Source organism: Porphyrobacter sp. SLTP (assembly GCF_009905735.1).
Taxonomy (GTDB): Bacteria; Pseudomonadota; Alphaproteobacteria; order Sphingomonadales; family Sphingomonadaceae; genus Erythrobacter.
The window spans coordinates 36,851-53,959 of record NZ_JAAALE010000013.1 but is presented as its reverse complement, the minus strand read 5'-3'; the positions used below and the strand labels follow the sequence as shown (position 1 = coordinate 53,959).

The following is a 17,109-nucleotide window of genomic DNA, read 5'->3' as shown; positions in this document are numbered from 1 at the left end:
AGGGCTATGCCCCGACCCCGTAAGCCAGCCAGCCCGTTCCGGTATTTCAACTCCTCGCCGGAGGTCATCCGGCTGGTGGTGATGATGTACGTGCGGTTCCCGCTGAGCTTGCGAAACGTGGAGGACCTGCTGGCGGAGCGCGGGATCGATATCTGCCACGAGACGGTGCGGCACTGGTGGAACCGGTTTGGTCCGCTGTTCGCTGCTGATGTCAGGAAGCAGCGTGTCAGCCGGATGAAGGGTTTCCGCCAATGGAAGTGGCACCTCGATGAGGTGTACGTAAAGATCAACGGTGAGATGCATTACCTCTGGCGAGCCGTCGACCAAGAGGGCGAGGTGCTGGAAAGCTACGTCACCAAGACGAGGGACAAGCGGGCAGCTCTCATCTTCATGAAGAAGGCGCTGAAACGCCACGGATCACCTGAGACAATCACCACCGACGGGCTGCGTTCGTACAAGGCGGCAATGAAAGAGCTCGGCAACACCGATAAGCAGGAGGTGGGGCGCTGGGCCAATAACCGGGTGGAGAATAGCCACCTGCCGTTCCGACGGCGCGAGCGGGCAATGCTCCGGTTCCGGCAGATGAAGAGCCTACAGAAGTTCGCTTCGGTCCACGCCAACGTCCACAACCACTTCAACCTCGATCGCCATCTCACCGACCGCCAGACCTACAAGACCGCCCGCTCAGCCGCACTGGCTGAGTGGCAAAACATCATGGCCTGATCTCACACTAGGAAAGCGCGCACTCCGTAAATTGGAGACGAGTTGCGATTAGACTGACAGCACCCGCCGATGTCGTCGAAGGTCCGCCCCCGCGCCGCGCGGGCGAGTTCCCGATCGTGGTCGATGCCAGCGCCGATCAGGCGGCTTTGCTGTGCGCCCTGCGCTCGGTCGGGCCTGAGGGCATCGTGTCATCGGTTGGCGGGCATTTCGGCGATGTCGCCCTCCCGCTGTTCGAGATGTATCGGCGCGGCGTGCGCTTCTACACCGGCCGCGGACGCGGCGGGCCGAACGTGGCCGAGGCGCTGGCATGGGTGGCGCAGGGACGCGCCGATCCCGCTCATGTCGTCTCGTGCATCGCCCCGTTCGATGACGCACCGGGAGTTCTGGCCGAAGGACTTACCAAGCCGGTTCTGGTGCGTGACTGATCACGTGGCGCCTGACATGCCGATGCTCGCTTGAGCGTCAAGCTGCCGTTTGATCACATTAAGATCACGCCAATTGTCGCATGTATCGCCCGCTGGCGATCACCCGATCTGGTGCCAGACCAGCGCTGAGAATCCGAGCCAAGTCGTAAACATGATCAGGTAAGGCCAGCGGCTTGGCCATAAGTGGGCGACCAGTAACGTCGCTGCCGCCGTTCCGCCGAGGGCGAACAGGGCCGCGCTTGCTGCCGGTGTGGCGGGGCCGGTGAGTGCTGACTGGATGGCCATGCTGGCCCATTGTGCTGGCAGCAAGGCCAACAGCCAGCCGGGCAGGGCACCCGGCGTCGCCGCGGCGGTTGCGACAACCGCGGCCTCTCCTGCAACCACGGCGACGGCGATCCACCAGCCCTTGTCGGCTGCGCTGCGGGCAAACAGGGTGCCGCGGGCAGCGAAGCTGGTGCTGGCGATGATGACGGCCCATCCGGTTGCCATGAGATGCGCAATGGGCGCCATTCCCAGCGCAGAGGCGAGCCAGATAAGGCCAGCCCCCGTCAGCAGCGCCAGCGCGATACCGATCCACAGCCTCCCGGCGATGGCCGCTGAAATCATGCCGGTGCCCATCAGGCCGACCGCGAGGATCGGTCCGGCGATCTCAGCGATCGGCGCAGTGTCAGGTGCCTCGGGCAACAGCAGCATGGCGAGTGCAGGGGCCGCGATCCCTGCCAGGCCTGCCGTCAGCCATGCCAGAAGCGGCCACGTGGGTGGCTGATGCGGGAGCGAAGACGTCATGCGGCGGACATTGTGGGATGTCCCCGCCATTGTCGAGCGTGCTCGATCAGGCGCAGAATGCCCTGATGACAGGGTGCGAAGTTCGGATCGGCTAGAAGGCCGTCGCTGGCGTCATTCCGCCGGTTCGAGCGTCGTCTGCGCCTCGCCCCATGCGGGGAAGGGGTCGTTGAGCCGCTCCCACTTTTCGGGCGTGAATGCGGCTGTCGGCATGAGGCAGGCATCAAGCGCCTTGGTGATCGCGTCCTTGTCGAGCCCGATGCCGATGAACACCAGCTCCTGCCGCCGGTCGCCCCACACCGCGTCCCAGTGGCGGATCACGAATTCCTCGAAGGTGCCGTCGTCAGGCCAGCGGTTCTTGGGCACCGCAGCCCACCAGCGGCCCATGCGGCTGACGGTCTTCTGGTGGCCCGCAATCGCCAGTTCGCCGAGGAATTCGCTGCGGGTGGCGAGCCAGAAGTGGCCCTTGGCGCGGATCACTGTGTCGAGCGCGTCGCTGGTCAGGAAGCGATAGAACATCGCCGGGTGGAAGGGCCTGCGGGCGCGATAGACGAAGCTTTCGACGCCATATTCCTCGCTTTCGGGGCGATGGCTGGCGTAGTCGTAGAGCTCCTTCATCCACAGCGGATGCTGTTCGGAACGCTCCTCGTCGTAGAGGCCGGTGTCGAGGATGGTGTCCAGCGCGACCTTGCCGAAATCCGCCTCGATGATGCGGGCATCGGCGTTCAGGGACGCGACCACCTGCTTGACCGTGGCAAGCTGTTCGGGCGACACGGCGCTCGCCTTGTTGACGATCACCACATCGGCAAATTCGATCTGTTCGACCAGCAGGCCGACAAGGCTGCGATCATCGCCTTCGCCCGCAGTCTCACCACGGGCGGAAAGCAGGTCGGTGCTCGAATAATCGGCCAGCAGGTTGAGCGCGTCCACCACCGTAACCATCGTATCGAGCCGCGCGACATCGCCAAGGCATTCGTCATTTTCGTCGCGGAAGGAGAAGGTGGCGGCAACGGGGAGGGGTTCGGAGATCCCGGTGCTCTCGATCACGAGGTAATCGAAGCGGCCCTCCTCGGCGAGCTTGCGCACTTCCTTCAGCAGATCATCGCGCAGGGTGCAGCAGATGCAGCCATTGGTCATCTCGACCAGCGTTTCCTCCGCGCGGGACAGCGCCGCCTCGCCGCCGCGCACCAGATCAGCGTCGATGTTCACCTCGCTCATGTCGTTGACAATCACCGCCACGCGCTTGCCTTCGCGGTTGGCGAGGATGTGGTTGAGCAGCGTGGTCTTGCCCGCGCCGAGAAAGCCGGACAGGACAGTGACGGGCAGGCGGGGATCGGTAGTGGGCCGAGCAGATGCAGGGGCGGTCATGCGGAAATCCTGTGGTGTGCGGCTTGCAAAGACGTCGCTGCTAATTAAGTGATGTTGTAACATAACGCAACAGGGATGAGGCATGGCCGGTTCACCACCACAGACGCGCAGCGAGGCACCGTGGCACCGCTTTGGCATGGGCTTGTCGGCGTTGTGCCTCGTGCATTGCCTCGCCCTGCCGTGGCTGCTGGCGAGCCTGCCGGTGGTGATCCTCGCCGCCTTGCCCGAAGGATTGCGCGAAAATGCGTGGCTCCACGCCGCGCTTATCCTGCCCGTGCTGTTGGTGAGCGGCCCGGTGCTGTTGCGCGCGAGCCCAGGGCGCTGGCAGACCGGACTGGTGCTGGCGGCCTTCGCCGCGCTGATCGGGGGACTGTTCGTCGGCAATGAGGCCGGTGAGCAGGCACTGACGGTCACTGGAGCAGCGCTGCTGCTGGCGGCGCATGGGGCGCGCCTGCGCCGGGTGCACCGGCATTGACGCAGCGGCGGCCGCTGCCATTGCGGGCCGAGACGTAATGACAGGGCGTGCCTCAGCCGTTATGGGCATGCAGGCATGAACCGCCTGCGCGCCCTGTTCCGTGACCATGCCCGGCTGACGCTGATGCTGCTGGCATTGGCGCTGGCGGTGAAGGCCGTGGTGCCCTCGGGCTTCATGCTGGCGGCCAGCGGTGACCGGTTCCTGACGGTCACGATCTGCTCGGATGCCAGCGGCACGCCGAAGCCAATGCAGATCGCGATTGGGGGCAAGCACGCCGCGGGTGGTGATCATTCCGACATGGCAGACAAGGGGCAGGCTTGCGCCTTCTCCGGCCTCGGCCATTTCGCGCTCGGCGGGGTAGACCCGGTTCTGCTTGCCACCGCGCTGGCCTTTATCCTGCTGATCGGGATTGCCCCGCTACCCGCGCTTTCGCTGCGCGACATTCCCTTCCTGCGCCCGCAACTGCGCGGCCCTCCGGCGACCGCCTGACCCTGCACCCCTGTGTATCGGTAGGCCCGCCGCGCGTCGCTTCATGATGCGCCGGGCTGTCGGAGTATCGTTCCCATGTTTGCAATCATGGACTGCCCCACCGGGCAGCCAACAGCGGATCAACCCGCCGCTTTTGCCGCGTCGCGCCAAGATTGCGCACGCCACAATCCATCACCCGAGGAGATTTCAGCATGACCCGCCCGTTCTTTGCCGCCGCCCTGTTGGCGAGCACGATCATCATCACCGCCTGCAACCCTGCTGCCGAAACGCCCGCGGCCACTGAGACCGGCGCCAGCATCATCGCGATATCCGAGCCTTGGTCGCGAGAGACCGCTGTGGGCCAGAACGCGGGCGGCGCTTTCATGACCATCGCCAACACCGGCACCGCCGCCGACCGCATCACAGGCGGCAGCACGCCGGTTGCCGGACGGGTCGAGATCCACACCATGAGCATGGACGGCGGGGTGATGCGGATGCGCCAGCTGGAAGACGGGCTGGACGTGCCGGCAGGCGGCGAAGTGACGCTCAAGCCAGGCAGCTTCCACATCATGCTGATGGATCTGAAGCAGCCGCTCAAGGCAGGCGAGACCGTGCCGCTGACGCTGACCTTCGAAGGCGCGGGCCCGGTCGTGACCGAACTTGCAGTCAAGCCCGCCGGGGCGATGGCTCCCGGCATGGAGCATGGCGAAGGGGAGCACGGCGGGCATGACTGATCCCTTTCCTGAACACGAGGATGAACCCTCGCTCACGGACCGCAGCGAGGGGCTCAAGACACTACGGCTAATCCTGTGGCTGCTGGTGGCGCTGGTGATCGGGGTCGGGCTGGTGGCGATGTTCGCCCCCGATCGCGCGACGTCGCCAGAGGGCGAGAACGTCTATTCGGCCAGCGTCGGCGGGCCGTTTGCGCTCACCGCGCCGGACGGGTCACGCGTCACCGACGCGACGCTGAAGGGCAAACCCTTTGCGATCTTCTTCGGCTTCACCCGCTGTCCCGACGTCTGCCCGACCACGCTGTCGCGCATGGCGCAGCTGCGCAAGCAAATGGGGGCGGATGGCGACAAGTTCCGGATCGTCTTCGTTTCGGTCGACCCCGGCTATGACAGCCCGGAGGATATCGGCCGCTATGTCGCGCTGTTCGGCACCCCGATCCTAGGGCTGACGGGCACCGACGCGGAGGTCGACCGCGCCGTGAAGGCCTACCGCGCCTTCTACCAGAAGGTGCCCACTCAGGGCGGCGACTACACCATCGACCATACCGCCAGCGTGTACCTGATGGACGCGTCGGGCAAGCTTCAGTCGATCATCGCTTATGACGAAACGGGCCCCAACGCTCTCGCGAAACTGAAACGGCTGGTGGGGTGACCGCACGCGTTTCACAGACAGAATGGCGATGAACCGGGTCGCCATCGCCGCGCTTGCTGCGGCAACATCGCTTGCCACGCCCGCCATTGCGCATGGCGGCTTGCCACAGCGCGCGACCTCGCCCAAGATTGTGTCGTCGGACATGAGCCGACGATCCGGCTGAAGGGGAAAAGCCGATGCTGATGCGCGATCTCGGGATCATTCCTGCACCAAAGGCGGACGGTACAGGCGATGGGCCAAGCCCCTTTGTCAATCTCAGCCGCCGCGCCTTTGTGGGCGGGGCGGGACTGTTCGTCCTTGGCGTAACGCTGGCGGGCTGTTCGAGCTATGTCGAGCCGGTCATTGATGCGGACGCGTTCAAGCTGCCGGACCCCGGCGCTAGCCCGCTCACGGGGGTGAAGGGCGGGGATGCCACCCCGTCGCTGTGGATTGCGATCGACAAGGACGGGGCGGTCAAGATCACCTGCCACCGCTCTGAGATGGGCCAGCAGACCTGGACGGCGATGGCCCAGATCGTGGCCGATGAGCTTGAGGCAGACTGGGACAAGGTCGCCATCGTTCAGGCCGAAGGGCATGAGCGCTACGGCGACCAGAACACCGATGGTTCGCGCTCGGTCCGGTTCAATTTCCACCGGTTGCGCGTGGCTGGCGCGGCGATGCGGCATATGCTGGTCGCCGCAGCCGCGCTCTACTGGAAGCTGCCGCGGGACCAGTGCTCGGCCAAGGGCGGGCTGGTCAGCAACACGAAGAACGACGAGACCCTGTCTTATGGCAATCTGGCCGAACTGGCCGGGCGGCTCGCTATTCCGGCCGAGGCCGATATCAGGCTCAAGACCCCCAAGGAATGGCGCTACATCCGCGAGGAAATCCCTTCGCTGACCGTGCCGCGCATTGTGAAGGGGGACAGCACTTTCGGGATCGATGTGAAGCGGCCGGGGATGGTCTATGCCGTGGTCGCCCGCCCGCCGCAGCTGTTCGGACGGGTCGGCAGCGTTGACGATGCCAAGGCGCTGGCGGTGCCCGGCGTGCTCAGCACCATGCGTCTGCCCGATGCCAAGCCGCCCGCGCTGTTCCAGCCCTTGGGCGGTGTGGCCGTGGTCGCGCGCGACACTTGGGCCGCAATCGAGGGCCGGCGCGAGCTGGAGATCGCGTGGCAGGACGGCCCCAATGCGGGTTACGATTCCGAAGCCTATGCCAAACAGTTGCAGGCCACCGCGAAGCGCAGCGGCAAGGTGCGGCGGTCGCGCGGCGATGTCAGCGCTGCGCTGGCTTCCGCCTCAAAGCGCGTGACGGCGGAATATTACGCTCCGCACCTCAACCAGTCACCGATGGAACCGCCGAGCGCGACAGCGGAATGGGATGGCGATCGGCTCGAATGCTGGGCCTGCGTGCAAGACCCGCAGAACACCCGTGATACGCTCGCCGAAGCGCTGGGGATTCCCAAGGAAAACATCAAGGTCACGCCCACTTGGCTCGGCGGTGCTTTCGGGCGCAAGTCCAAGCCCGATTTCGTGATTGAGGCAGCATTGATCGCCCGCGAGGTCGGCAAGCCGGTCAAGGTCACCTGGACGCGTGAGGATGATATCCGCCACGGCTTCTACCACTCGGTCAGTGCGCAGTATTGCGAGGCTGGGCTCGACGCGGACGGCACATGCACCGCGTGGCTGCACCGCACGGTGTTCCCGCCGATCAGCTCGACCTTCGACAACACGGTGGCCGAGCCGAGTGATGGCGAGATGAGCATGGGCGCCACCGATGTCCCCTTTGCCGCGCCCAATCTCCGGGTCGAATCCGGCGACGCCAAGGGTCATATGCGGATCGGCTGGCTGCGCTCGGTCGCGAATATCTACCACGCTTTTGCGGTGCAGAGCTTTGCCGCCGAACTCGCCCATGCGGCGGGGCGTGATCAGAAAGACTATCTGCTCGAACTGATCGGTCCGCCGCGTACCATCGACCCGGAGGCGGAGGGCGCGACTTACGGCAATTACGGCGCGGAATTGTCGGAATACCCGATCGACACCGGGCGGCTGCGCAATGTGGTCGAGAAGGCCGCAGCGATGGCCGAATGGGGCCGCAAGCTACCCGCCGGACGAGGCTTGGGGATCGCGGTGCACCGCTCGTTCCTCACCTACATCGCCACGGTGATCGAAGTGGCGGTCGGCAAGGATGGCACGCTCCGCATTCCGGGCGTGTGGCTGGCGGTGGATGCGGGGACCGTGATCAACCCGCGCCACGTCCGCGCGCAGATGGAGGGCGGGACGATCTACGGGCTGTCGAACGCGCTCTATGGCGCGATCACCGCCAAGGATGGCGCGGTCGTGCAGGACAACTTCCCGAGCTGGCGGCTCATGCGGATGGGAGAGGCGCCGCGCGACTTCAAGGTGGAGATCATCGCTTCGGACGCGCCGCCGGGCGGGGTGGGGGAACCGGCAACGCCGCCCGCTGCCCCCGCGCTTGCCAACGCGATCTTCGCCGCGACCGGGCACCGGCTGCGCACGCTGCCATTGATCGGGGCCGAGGGCGACACGCTCAAGCTGCCCGCGACAAAGACCGTTTAGGATCAGGAGCCGAGCATGGCCATTACCCTCAAAATCAATGGGAAATCCGCAAGCGTCGATGCGGCTCCGGGCACGCCTTTGCTGTGGGTGCTGCGCGATCATCTTGGGATGACGGGCACGAAGTTCGGCTGCGGGGTCGCCCAATGCGGCGCCTGCACCGTCCATGTCGATGGCGCGCCGACCCGTTCGTGCGTGACGCCGCATGATTCGCTCGAAGGGGCGGAGATCACCACCATCGAAGGCGTTGCAGGCGCGGCCGCCGACGCCATCCGCCAGGTCTGGGTGGCCAATGACGTCCCTCAATGCGGCTATTGCCAATCCGGGCAGATCATGGCCGCGACCGCGCTGCTGCGGGACAATCCCGCGCCCGATGACGCGGCCATCGACGAAGCGATGAGCGGCAACCTGTGCCGCTGCGCCACCTATATGAGCATCCGCCGCGCCATCAAGGAAGCCGCGGCGCTGGGCTAATCGCGGCGTGTCAGCCCGTCACTGCGTGGCGGTGCTGACCACCTTGCCGTCGATCACCACGCCCACCGTGTGCGAGGCGTATTCGAAGGGATCGCCGTCGAACAGCGCGACATCGCCGTCCTTGCCGACTTCAAGCGAACCGACCCGCTTTTCCAGCCCGATCACCCGCGCCGCATCGATGGTGATGCTCGCCAGCGCGTCATTCCACGCCAGCCCGTTGGCCGCCGCGACCCCGGCTTCGAACAGGATCACCCGCGTCTTGGGCACGTAGCCTTCGTACCCCGACTGATAGGCGAACGGAATGCCCGCGGCGCGCAGCGCTGCGCCGGTGGTGAAGCTGGCGTTTTCGAACTCGCCATATTGCCGCGCCATGGGCGGGTGCAGGATGACCTTGACCCCGGCAGCCTTGATCTCGGCCGTCAGCAGATAGGCCTCAGCCGCCCCGTCGAGCACGACATCAATGCCGAACTCCTGACGCAGCCGCAGCGCGCTCATGATGTCCTGCGCGCGGTGGGCGGTGATCAGCAGCGGCAGCTTGCGGGCGAGCACATCGCGCATCACCTGCACGTCAAGGCTGGGCGGTTTGTCAGGGCCGGACTTTTCCTCGCCCTTCTTCGCGGGCTTGGGCGCTTCGCCTTCCTTGGCGGCGAGCAGCGCCTGACGCAGCATTGCGATCTGCTTTGCACGGGTGCCGGGGGCCTTGCCGCCCTCGGCCAGCGCGCCGGACCCGAGATTGGCGGCGACCATCGCGCGGGGCACGATGACCGCGGCATCGGCGGTGTTGCCGACCGTCTTGGCGATCATCGTCTGGCCCGAAACCAGCGCGCCGGGGCCGTGGCCGGTGTGGATCGTGGTGACCCCGAACCCGCGCAGCCATGCCACCAGCGCCTCGCCGGGATTATAGGCGTCAATTGCGCGCAGCTGCGGCTGCACCGGGGCGCTTTCGTCCAGCTGGTCCTGATCATGCTCCTGATTGAGATAGCCCGCCAGCCCGACCACGGTGCGGGCATCGACCAGACCGGGGGTGACGACCTTGGCCTCGATCACGGTGAACCCCTCGGGGATCGGTGTGCTGGCGGCGGGGCCAACGGCGACGATCTTGCCGTCATCGATCACCACCACCCCGTCGGTGATGGCAGGGCCGGCCATGGTGTGAACCTCGCCGCCCTTGATCGCGATGTCCTGCGCGTGGACCGCTGTGCCAAGCGCGAGTGCGCTGGCGGCGGCAAGGCAATATCCGGCGATACGCATCAGTTGTGCCCTTCCGCTTCGGCAATTTCCCAGTGGTGGTGCGAGGCTTCCATCGGGCTGCCCGCGCCAAAGCCTCCCGTGGCCATCAACAAATCCTCAGGCAGGCTGCGATCGAACAGCTTGTCGCCCTCCACCCAGGTTTCGAGCACGTGGGTGTAGGTCGACAACGGATCGCCATCGAGCACGAGGAAGTCGGCATCCTTGCCCACTTCGAGCGAGCCGATGCGGGCATCGAGCCGCATCTGCTTGGCCCCGTTGATGGTGAGCGCCCGCAAGGCGCCATCACGGCTCATCCCGCCGCGCACCGCCAGCGCGGCCTCGCGCAGCATCATGCGTGAATCCACGATTGCGTCGTCCGAATGGATCGAGACGAGCACGCCCGCGCGTTCGAGGATGGCGGCATTGTCCATCCGCAGGTCGACCGTTTCGAGCTTCCCGCCCGGTGCATCCAGCGTGATGTTCGATACCGGCACCCCGGCCTTGGCCAGTTCCTCGGCGACTTTCCACGTTTCGGTGCCATGCTGGATCAGCACGCTGAAACCGAATTCCTGCTTGAGCCGCAGCACGGTCATGATGTCATCGGCGCGGTGGGTGTGGAAATGCACCAGCCGCTCGCCCGAGAGCACCTCGCACAGCGCTTCCTTGCCCAGATCGCGCTTCTTGCGGTCGCCGGCGCAATAGGCCTTGGCCTCGGTCAGCTGCTCGCGCACCAGCGACGCGGACTTGGCGCGCGTGCCGGGGAAGCCGCTGCCGCCCATCGGGTTGGTCCCGTTCGCCATCTTCATGCCGCCGAGCGCCGCGCCGCCCTTCATCTCGAACGCGATGTCATCGACGGTGCGGCCCTTGCGCAGCTTCATGTAGAAGGTCTGCCCGCTCATCAGGTGGCCCGATCCGGGCATGATGTTGGCGGTGGTGACCCCGCCGGCGCGCGCCTTGTCGATCGAGGTCGAGAAGGGGTTGATCGAATCCAATGCGCGGACTTCGGGCTGGATCGGGCCAGAGCCGTCCGCGCCTGCGACTTGGCCAATATGCGAATGGGTGTCGACGATGCCGGGCATGATCACCCGGCCATCAACCGCGCGGCGCTCGGCATCAGCGGGAATGGCGACATTGGCGCCGACCGCGACGATCTTGCCATCCTTGATCACGATTGTGCCGTTCTCGACCGGTTCGCCCGCCATGGTCAGGATGCGCGCGCCGGTGAAGGCAACCGGGCGTTCCTGCGCTGCCACAGGGCTCGCTATGAGAGCGATGCCGGTGAGGGCGGTTCCCGTCAGACCGGCGATTGCCCATCGCCTCGACTTTGCAAATGCCACGAGGCGCTTCTCCCTGTTGATGCCCGCTGCGGCGTTACTTGAAGGCCCAGACCGTCGCGCACAAGCCCAAAAGAGCGGGTGGCCAGTATCGCTGGTTTCGATCAAGCAGCGTGCGCGGCAATCACCGCCCGTGCTTCGGCCTCGGAGATGACCTCGGCATATTTGGCCTGAAGGTCGAACAGGTTGGCGTCGTGCGGGGCGGGGTGGCGGTCGGCGCAGGCCTCGCGCACCACCAGCGGGACAAAGCCGTGTTGCATCGCGTCAAGCGCGCTCGCCCGGACGCAGCCGGAGGTGGAGTAGCCGGTGATCAGCAGCGTATCGATCCCGTCGGCATGGAGCACGTCAGCGAGGCCGGTGCCGAAAAAGGCGCTAGGGTACTGCTTGGTGAACACCCGCTCGCCCGGTGCGGGGGTCAGATCATCGGGAAAGGCCCCAAGCGGTGAACCCTCGACAAACGCTTTCAGCACCGGGGCCTTGCGATAGAACACCCCGCCATCCGAGCCATCGGGCTTGTATTGGACGTTGGTGAAAACCACCGGCACCCCCGCCGCGCGCGCCGCTTGGGCCAAGCGCCGGTTCGCATCTTTCGCGGCAGCGGCGGTCTCCATGAACAGCGCCGAACCTTCGGTGAGGTAGGCGACCACCACATCAACGATCAGCAGCGCCGGGCGCGACCCCGGCTGGAGCCGGCCCTCGTACACCCCGGCGTAATTGTCGGATGCCGAGGGGCCGCTCATCAGATGATCCCCGCTTCTGCCAGCCGCGAGAGCTCGGCGGCATCCAGACCGAGCCGCTCGGCGAAGACCTCGGCATTGTCCTGACCCGGCGCGGCAGGGGCAGGGCGGCGAATGGTCGAAGGGGTCTTGGAGAGCTTCGGGAAGGCGTTCTGCATCTTGATCCGCCCACGGTTCTGCGTCTCGACCTCAATGATCGCCTCGCGCGCCTGGAAATGCGGATCGGCGAGCATATCGGGCGCGCGGTAGACCCGGCCGGCGGGGATCGAATACTCGATCATAAGCGCATCGACCTCGTCGACGGTGAGCGTGCCGGTCCAGTCATTGATCAGCGCGTCGAGCTCGTCCTGATGGATGCCGCGCGCGATATGCGAGGAATAGCGCTCGTCGCTCGACAGTTCGGGGCGGCCCATCGCCTGACACAGCCGCGCGAAGATCGCATCGCCATTGGCGCCGATCATGTAGCTGCCATCCTTACAGGTGTAGACGTTGGACGGGGCGATGCCTTTGAGCACCGAACCCGAACGCTCACGGATCACGCCGTTGCGGTCATATTCGGGCACCAGCCCCTCCATCACCTGCAACACGGCTTCATAGAGCGCGGAGTCCACCACCTGACCCTCGCCGGTCTTCTCGCGGTGGTGCAGCGCAGCGAGCACGCCCAGCGCGCCATAGGTTGCGCACAGGGTGTCACCGATGGAAATGCCCATGCGGCTCGGCGGACGGTCGGGTTCGCCAACGATGTAGCGCCACCCGCCCATCGCCTCGCCAATCCCGCCGAACCCGGCGCGGTCGGAGTACGGCCCGTCCTGCCCATAGCCGGACATCCGGGCGATGATCAGGCCGGGGTTCACCGCGTGAAGCTCGGCCGGGCTGAGGCCCCAGCGTTCAAGGGTACCGGGCTTGAAGTTCTCAATCAGCACATCGGCTTCGGCAATCAGCCGCTTGGCGAGCGCCTGACCTTCCGGCACGCGCAGGTTGCAGGTGACCGAGCGCTTGTTGCGGGCGATGACTTCCCACTGCACCTTCTCGTCGCCCTGACCCCAGTTGCGCATCGGATCGCCCGCGCCCGGCGGCTCGATCTTGACGACGTCCGCGCCCATATCGCCGAGCAATTGCCCGCAGAACGGGCCTGCCAGAAGCTGGCCCATTTCGACAACCTTGATCCCTTGAAGCGCGCTCATTCTGCTGCCTCGCGCATTCCGGGGACAGTGTTCCAGACTGGCTGGATCGGGGCAGGAAGGCCGGTCTCGGCCTCGCAGTTCGCGCGCAGGGCATCGATGCCCGGGCCGTAGTCGAACAGCGGCAGTTCCCCGCGCGAGTTGGTCATTTCGGCACGCAGCGCTTCGGTGGCAGCGGTGTCGACCGCACCGTTTCCGTCCGCAACAACACCATAGGCGCGCGCGCCTTCAGCCGTGACGAGGCCCTGCCGGATTTCGAGGCCGACCAGCTCCGGATCGCGCGCGAGCGGGTCGCCCCAGCCGCCGCCGCCCCAGGTGATGAAGTGGAGCAGATCGCCCGCCTTCACCGCGACGCTTTCGACCTTGTTGCCGACGATTTCCTGTGAGCCATCGGCCCGTTCGAGCACCTTGCGCGCGCGCTTGCCGGGATGCCCGCCATTGACGCCCCAGGGCGGGACGAACCAGCGGTCGTCATGGATCGCGATCTCGCCATCGGCGAGGAAGCGGTAGGTCATGTGGATGCCATTGCCCCCGCGATGCAGGCCCGCTCCGCCACTATCGGGCGCGGTGGCATAGCGTTCGATCCGCAAGGGGAAGTAGCGTTCGAGGAATTCGTTGGGGACGTTGGTGAAGCCCGGCCACAGTGAGTGCCCGTCCGGCCCGTCGCCCAGCGGACGCCCCGGGATGCCGCCGAAGCCGATCTGGAACAGCTGGAACCAGTTGCGCGTCCCGTCCTCGCGGCTGTCCCAGCCCGAATAGAACAGGTGCGGGCTGGAGGAGAAGCCCGCAGCGTTGAGGAATTCCGGCGTTTTCTGGCCGAGCAACCCGCCCAAGATGTCGAAGATGCGCCCCAGCGCATGGGTGCGGCCCGAAAGCGCGGCGGGGAAGTGCGGCTTCAGCAGCGAGCCCGACGGAATGCGCACCTCGATCAGATCGTAGAACCCGTCATTGAACAGGATCTGCGGATCGAAGACCATGATCATGTAGATGCCGAAGAACATCTTGAACATGTTTTCATTGAGGAAAAAGTTGATCGATGCCGCCGACTGCGGATCGGTGCCCTCGAAATCGAGGATCACCTTGTCGCCGTCGCGCCACATCGTGCAGCGGATCTTGTAGGGGCCATAGCCCTTGCCGTCGTCGCAGATGTAATCCTCGAAGCTCACCGGCTCCTCGGCCACCGCCATCGCCAGCAGCGCCTTCATCGCGCGGTGGTTGCGTGCGAGCAGCTCCTGCGTGGCGGAGACGTAAACGTCATCGCCGAAGCGGTCGGCCATCTCGACCACCCGGCGCGCGGCGACGCGGCAGGAGGCGATGAGCGCGTTAAGGTCGGCCTGGCACCAGTCGGGCTTGCGGGTCTGGTGCATCACCAGCTTCATCAGGTCTTCGTTGTATTCGCCCTTTTTCCAGATCTTGACGGGCGGGATGCGCACGCCTTCCTCGAAGATCGACGACGCGCCGATGGGCATCGAGCCTGGGACCGATCCGCCGATGTCGCTCTGGTGGCCGAACATCGCAGTGTAGGCGAGCAGGCGGCCGTCCTTGAACACGGGGAGCAGCACCAGCCAGTCGTTCGAGTGGCTTACCGCGCCGCCGCAGGAATAGGGATCGGACAGGAAGATCATATCCCCGTCCTCAATCGTGCCATCGAACTGCTTGAGGAAGCCGTCGATGAAGCTGCCGAACTGGCCGACGATCATTTTGCCGGCGGGGTCCGAGATCAGCGGGAAGGCGTCGCCCTGTTCGCGGATGCCGGGCGACATGGCGGTGCGCACCAGCGTCGCGTCCATTTCGATGCGGGCGTTGCGCAGCGCGTTCTCGATGATGTCGAGCGTCACCGGGTCGATGGCGATTTTCTGGAACGGGGTGGTGTTGGGTTCGATGATGCGAGCCGGCATGGGTTTAGCCCTTCGCTGTCAGAGTGATGAGGATGTTGCCCACAGCGTCAACGCGTGCGGTGCAATCGTGTTCGACCAGCGTGGTCGAATCCATTTCGGTGATGATCGCCGGGCCGGGGATGACATCGCACTGCCGCAGCTTCGCGCGGTCGTAGATCACCGCGGCGCGTTCCGTCCCGTCGATCCACACCGTGTGGTCGCGAATCTTGGCGGCTGACGGATCGCTGTCGCCCTTGGGCAGCTCGGCAGCGGGGAGGGCGGGGGCCTGCCCCTGAGCCACTGCGCGCAGGTTCACGATCTCGTGCGGGGTATCCATGTTGAAGGTGAAGAGGCGTAGGTGCTCCTCGTCAAAGCGAGCGAGGATGCCGGCGATCCCGTCTGTCTGAAGAATATCCTGCGTGATCGTCAGCGGCACTTCGAAGGCTTGCCCGGCATAGCGCACGTCGATTTCGAACAGCGAGGTGATCTGATCCTCGGGGATGCCGTCCGCCAGCAATTCACTGCGCGTCTGCGCCGCCATTTCATCCAGGACCGCGACGAGATCGGCGATGCTGGTGTCCTTGGCGAGGCGCGAGAAGCTGCGCGCGGTTTCGGTGCGCATCCGGGTGGTGGCATCGCCCAAGGCGCACAGCACGCCGGGGGAGACGGGCGAGATCGCGGGCCAGCTTCCCATCAGGCGGGCGACCGCATTGACGTGGAGCGGCCCCGCGCCGCCAAAGCCCATCAGCGCGAACTCGCGCGGGTCGTAGCCCTGCTGCACGCTGATCATCCGCAGCGCGCCAAACATATTCTCGTTAACGATGTCGATGATCCCGCGCGCGGCTTCCATCAGTGTGACGCCCAGTGCATCGGCGATGGTCTGCACCGCCGCCTTCGCGCCTTCGCGGTCGAGCTTGAAGCTGCCGCCGAGCAGGTCTTCAGGCAGGTAGCCGAGCACCACATTGGCGTCGGTCACTGTGGGGAGCGTGCCGCCCTTGTTGTAGGCCACCGGGCCGGGGACAGCGCCCGCGCTCTCCGGCCCGACGCGTAGCGCGCCGGTGAGCTGCGGCACGTGGGCAATCGACCCGCCGCCTGCGCCCACGGTCTTCACGTCGAGCGCTGAGGCACGGACCGACAGGTGGCCCACTTCGGTGGTGCGCTGGCGGCGCGGTTCGAGGCCCTGGATCAGCGCGACATCGGTGGAGGTGCCGCCGACATCGAGCGTCAGAATGTTCTCGAAGCCCGCATTCTTCGCCACCCACAATGCGCCGGTGACCCCGCCCGCAGGGCCGGACATGAGGATGTTGACCGGGTGTTCCTCGGCCTTCTGGCTCGACATCAAGCCGCCGTCTGAGCGCAGCAGTGACAAGCGGCCCTTGAAGCCCTCGGTCGCCAAGCGGTCACGCAAGTTCGAGACATACTTGCTCACCACCGGGCGCACCGCCGCGTTGGCGACGGTGGACAGCGTGCGTTCGTATTCCTGCATTTCGGGCAGGACTTCGTGGGAGAGCGAGACGGGGATGCCGGGCAGTTCTTCCGCCGCGATTTCGCCGATGCGGGCCTCGTGCGCGCCGTTCAAGTAGGCGTTCATCAGCGAGACGGTCAGCGCCTCGATCCCGTCACCCTTAAGCTTGCGCAAAGCCGCGCGCACCGCGTCTTCATCCAGCGGGGCGACCTCGCGGCCCTGCGCATCCATGCGGCCGGGCACTTCGACCGTGTGCTCCAAGCGCGCGAGCGGCTGCGGCTTAGGCCACACGATCCATGCAGCAAGCCCGCCGGGCACGAAGCTGCGCGCGATCTGCATGATGTCGCGGTAGCCCTGCGTGGTGACGAGGCCGACCTTTGCGCCCTTGCCTTCCAGCACGGCATTGGTGGCGACGGTGGTGCCGTGCAGGAAATAGGTGATGTCCTCGGCGGTGATGCCCGCCTGCGCCATGATCGCCTTCACGCCCGTCAGGATGCCTTCCGAGGAATCATGCGGGGTCGACGGCGTCTTGTGCCGCCAGAACGCGCCGCTCGCCTCGTCGAACAGCAGCAGGTCGGTAAACGTCCCGCCCACATCAACACCCAACCTGTACGTCATGCTGTGTCCTTAT

At 65.8% G+C, this 17,109-nt stretch carries 17 protein-coding genes; 9 read left to right on the top strand and 8 right to left on the bottom strand.

The annotated features are described in order from the left end of the window. The first annotated feature begins 6 nt into the window (after positions 1 to 6). Together GVM20_RS11835 and GVM20_RS11830 are read left to right on the top strand one after the other, a co-directional pair. A complete protein-coding gene (locus tag GVM20_RS11835) occupies positions 7 to 723 on the top strand; it encodes an IS6 family transposase (protein WP_166547399.1) in 717 nt (238 codons plus the stop codon). A 116-nt stretch (positions 724 to 839) separates the two neighbouring features. Continuing rightward, positions 840 to 1,148: an MDR/zinc-dependent alcohol dehydrogenase-like family protein gene (locus tag GVM20_RS11830; protein ID WP_166547398.1), complete on the top strand. Its 309-nt coding sequence runs from the start codon at positions 840 to 842 to the stop codon at positions 1,146 to 1,148. Positions 1,149 to 1,247: 99 nt separating this feature from the next. Here the strand turns inward: GVM20_RS11830 and GVM20_RS11825 are convergent, their stop codons facing one another. Next, positions 1,248 to 1,934 carry a hypothetical protein gene (locus GVM20_RS11825; protein ID WP_234031978.1) on the bottom strand — a complete coding sequence of 229 codons (687 nt, stop codon included), beginning with the start codon at positions 1,932 to 1,934 and terminating at the stop codon, positions 1,248 to 1,250. Between the two features lie 111 nt (positions 1,935 to 2,045). Then, positions 2,046 to 3,299 carry a GTP-binding protein gene (locus GVM20_RS11820; RefSeq protein WP_166547397.1) on the bottom strand — a complete coding sequence of 418 codons (1,254 nt, stop codon included), beginning with the start codon at positions 3,297 to 3,299 and terminating at the stop codon, positions 2,046 to 2,048. Between the two features lie 82 nt (positions 3,300 to 3,381). Here GVM20_RS11820 and GVM20_RS11815 point away from each other — a divergent pair, with 82 nt between their 5' ends. From GVM20_RS11815 to GVM20_RS11790, 7 genes are all read left to right on the top strand, one after another. Further along, positions 3,382 to 3,774, top strand: a complete 393-nt coding sequence (locus GVM20_RS11815) for a MerC domain-containing protein (RefSeq protein WP_166547396.1) — start codon at positions 3,382 to 3,384, stop codon at positions 3,772 to 3,774. 75 nt (positions 3,775 to 3,849) lie between these two features. After that, positions 3,850 to 4,263 carry a DUF2946 family protein gene (locus GVM20_RS11810; RefSeq protein WP_166547395.1) on the top strand — a complete coding sequence of 138 codons (414 nt, stop codon included), beginning with the start codon at positions 3,850 to 3,852 and terminating at the stop codon, positions 4,261 to 4,263. Between the two features lie 191 nt (positions 4,264 to 4,454). Next, entirely contained in the window at positions 4,455 to 4,976 is a 522-nt protein-coding gene (locus tag GVM20_RS11805; protein WP_166547394.1) for a copper chaperone PCu(A)C, read from the top strand. Next, positions 4,969 to 5,625 carry an SCO family protein gene (locus GVM20_RS11800; protein ID WP_166547393.1) on the top strand — a complete coding sequence of 219 codons (657 nt, stop codon included), beginning with the start codon at positions 4,969 to 4,971 and terminating at the stop codon, positions 5,623 to 5,625. Before GVM20_RS11805 ends, GVM20_RS11800 begins: the two co-directional genes overlap by 8 nt. 28 nt (positions 5,626 to 5,653) lie before the next feature. Beyond that, on the top strand, positions 5,654 to 5,788 hold the full coding sequence (locus tag GVM20_RS16470) for a hypothetical protein (RefSeq protein WP_286166009.1): 135 nt from the start codon (positions 5,654 to 5,656) through the stop codon (positions 5,786 to 5,788). A 13-nt stretch (positions 5,789 to 5,801) separates the two neighbouring features. Beyond that, a complete protein-coding gene (locus tag GVM20_RS11795) occupies positions 5,802 to 8,183 on the top strand; it encodes a xanthine dehydrogenase family protein molybdopterin-binding subunit (RefSeq protein ID WP_166547392.1) in 2,382 nt (793 codons plus the stop codon). Between the two features lie 15 nt (positions 8,184 to 8,198). After that, positions 8,199 to 8,654 carry a (2Fe-2S)-binding protein gene (locus tag GVM20_RS11790; RefSeq protein ID WP_166547391.1) on the top strand — a complete coding sequence of 152 codons (456 nt, stop codon included), beginning with the start codon at positions 8,199 to 8,201 and terminating at the stop codon, positions 8,652 to 8,654. An 18-nt stretch (positions 8,655 to 8,672) separates the two neighbouring features. On the opposite strand, the gene GVM20_RS11785 is transcribed toward GVM20_RS11790, so the two are convergent. The 6 genes from GVM20_RS11785 to GVM20_RS11760 form a co-directional block, all read right to left on the bottom strand. Further along, a complete protein-coding gene (locus GVM20_RS11785; protein ID WP_166547390.1) occupies positions 8,673 to 9,905 on the bottom strand; it encodes an amidohydrolase family protein in 1,233 nt (410 codons plus the stop codon). Further along, positions 9,905 to 11,221, bottom strand: coding sequence for an amidohydrolase family protein (locus GVM20_RS11780; protein WP_199799579.1), 1,317 nt, complete (start codon positions 11,219 to 11,221; stop codon positions 9,905 to 9,907). The genes GVM20_RS11785 and GVM20_RS11780 overlap by 1 nt, the downstream gene beginning before the upstream one ends. A gap of 101 nt (positions 11,222 to 11,322) precedes the next feature. Beyond that, on the bottom strand, positions 11,323 to 11,958 hold the full coding sequence (locus GVM20_RS11775; protein WP_199799578.1) for an isochorismatase family protein: 636 nt from the start codon (positions 11,956 to 11,958) through the stop codon (positions 11,323 to 11,325). Next, positions 11,958 to 13,139: a CaiB/BaiF CoA transferase family protein gene (locus tag GVM20_RS11770; RefSeq protein ID WP_166547389.1), complete on the bottom strand. Its 1,182-nt coding sequence runs from the start codon at positions 13,137 to 13,139 to the stop codon at positions 11,958 to 11,960. Before GVM20_RS11770 ends, GVM20_RS11775 begins: the two co-directional genes overlap by 1 nt. Beyond that, positions 13,136 to 15,034: a hydantoinase B/oxoprolinase family protein gene (locus tag GVM20_RS11765; RefSeq protein ID WP_166547388.1), complete on the bottom strand. Its 1,899-nt coding sequence runs from the start codon at positions 15,032 to 15,034 to the stop codon at positions 13,136 to 13,138. Before GVM20_RS11765 ends, GVM20_RS11770 begins: the two co-directional genes overlap by 4 nt. A 4-nt stretch (positions 15,035 to 15,038) precedes the next feature. Further along, entirely contained in the window at positions 15,039 to 17,096 is a 2,058-nt protein-coding gene (locus tag GVM20_RS11760; protein WP_166547387.1) for a hydantoinase/oxoprolinase family protein, read from the bottom strand. Between the last annotated feature and the right edge of the window lie 13 nt (positions 17,097 to 17,109).

Bases quoted from the DNA above. Each gene is read 5' to 3' on its own strand.
- GVM20_RS11835 (WP_166547399.1), top strand. From the start codon at position 7: ATGCCCCGACCCCGTAAGCCAGCCAGCCCGTTCCGGTATTTCAACTCC.
- GVM20_RS11825 (WP_234031978.1), bottom strand. From the start codon at position 1,934: ATGACGTCTTCGCTCCCGCATCAGCCACCCACGTGGCCGCTTCTGGCA.
- GVM20_RS11820 (WP_166547397.1), bottom strand. From the start codon at position 3,299: ATGACCGCCCCTGCATCTGCTCGGCCCACTACCGATCCCCGCCTGCCC.
- GVM20_RS11815 (WP_166547396.1), top strand. From the start codon at position 3,382: ATGGCCGGTTCACCACCACAGACGCGCAGCGAGGCACCGTGGCACCGC.
- GVM20_RS11810 (WP_166547395.1), top strand. From the start codon at position 3,850: ATGAACCGCCTGCGCGCCCTGTTCCGTGACCATGCCCGGCTGACGCTG.
- GVM20_RS11805 (WP_166547394.1), top strand. From the start codon at position 4,455: ATGACCCGCCCGTTCTTTGCCGCCGCCCTGTTGGCGAGCACGATCATC.
- GVM20_RS11800 (WP_166547393.1), top strand. From the start codon at position 4,969: ATGACTGATCCCTTTCCTGAACACGAGGATGAACCCTCGCTCACGGAC.
- GVM20_RS16470 (WP_286166009.1), top strand. From the start codon at position 5,654: ATGAACCGGGTCGCCATCGCCGCGCTTGCTGCGGCAACATCGCTTGCC.
- GVM20_RS11795 (WP_166547392.1), top strand. From the start codon at position 5,802: ATGCTGATGCGCGATCTCGGGATCATTCCTGCACCAAAGGCGGACGGT.
- GVM20_RS11790 (WP_166547391.1), top strand. From the start codon at position 8,199: ATGGCCATTACCCTCAAAATCAATGGGAAATCCGCAAGCGTCGATGCG.
- GVM20_RS11785 (WP_166547390.1), bottom strand. From the start codon at position 9,905: ATGCGTATCGCCGGATATTGCCTTGCCGCCGCCAGCGCACTCGCGCTT.
- GVM20_RS11775 (WP_199799578.1), bottom strand. From the start codon at position 11,958: ATGAGCGGCCCCTCGGCATCCGACAATTACGCCGGGGTGTACGAGGGC.
- GVM20_RS11770 (WP_166547389.1), bottom strand. From the start codon at position 13,139: ATGAGCGCGCTTCAAGGGATCAAGGTTGTCGAAATGGGCCAGCTTCTG.
- GVM20_RS11765 (WP_166547388.1), bottom strand. From the start codon at position 15,034: ATGCCGGCTCGCATCATCGAACCCAACACCACCCCGTTCCAGAAAATC.
- GVM20_RS11760 (WP_166547387.1), bottom strand. From the start codon at position 17,096: ATGACGTACAGGTTGGGTGTTGATGTGGGCGGGACGTTTACCGACCTG.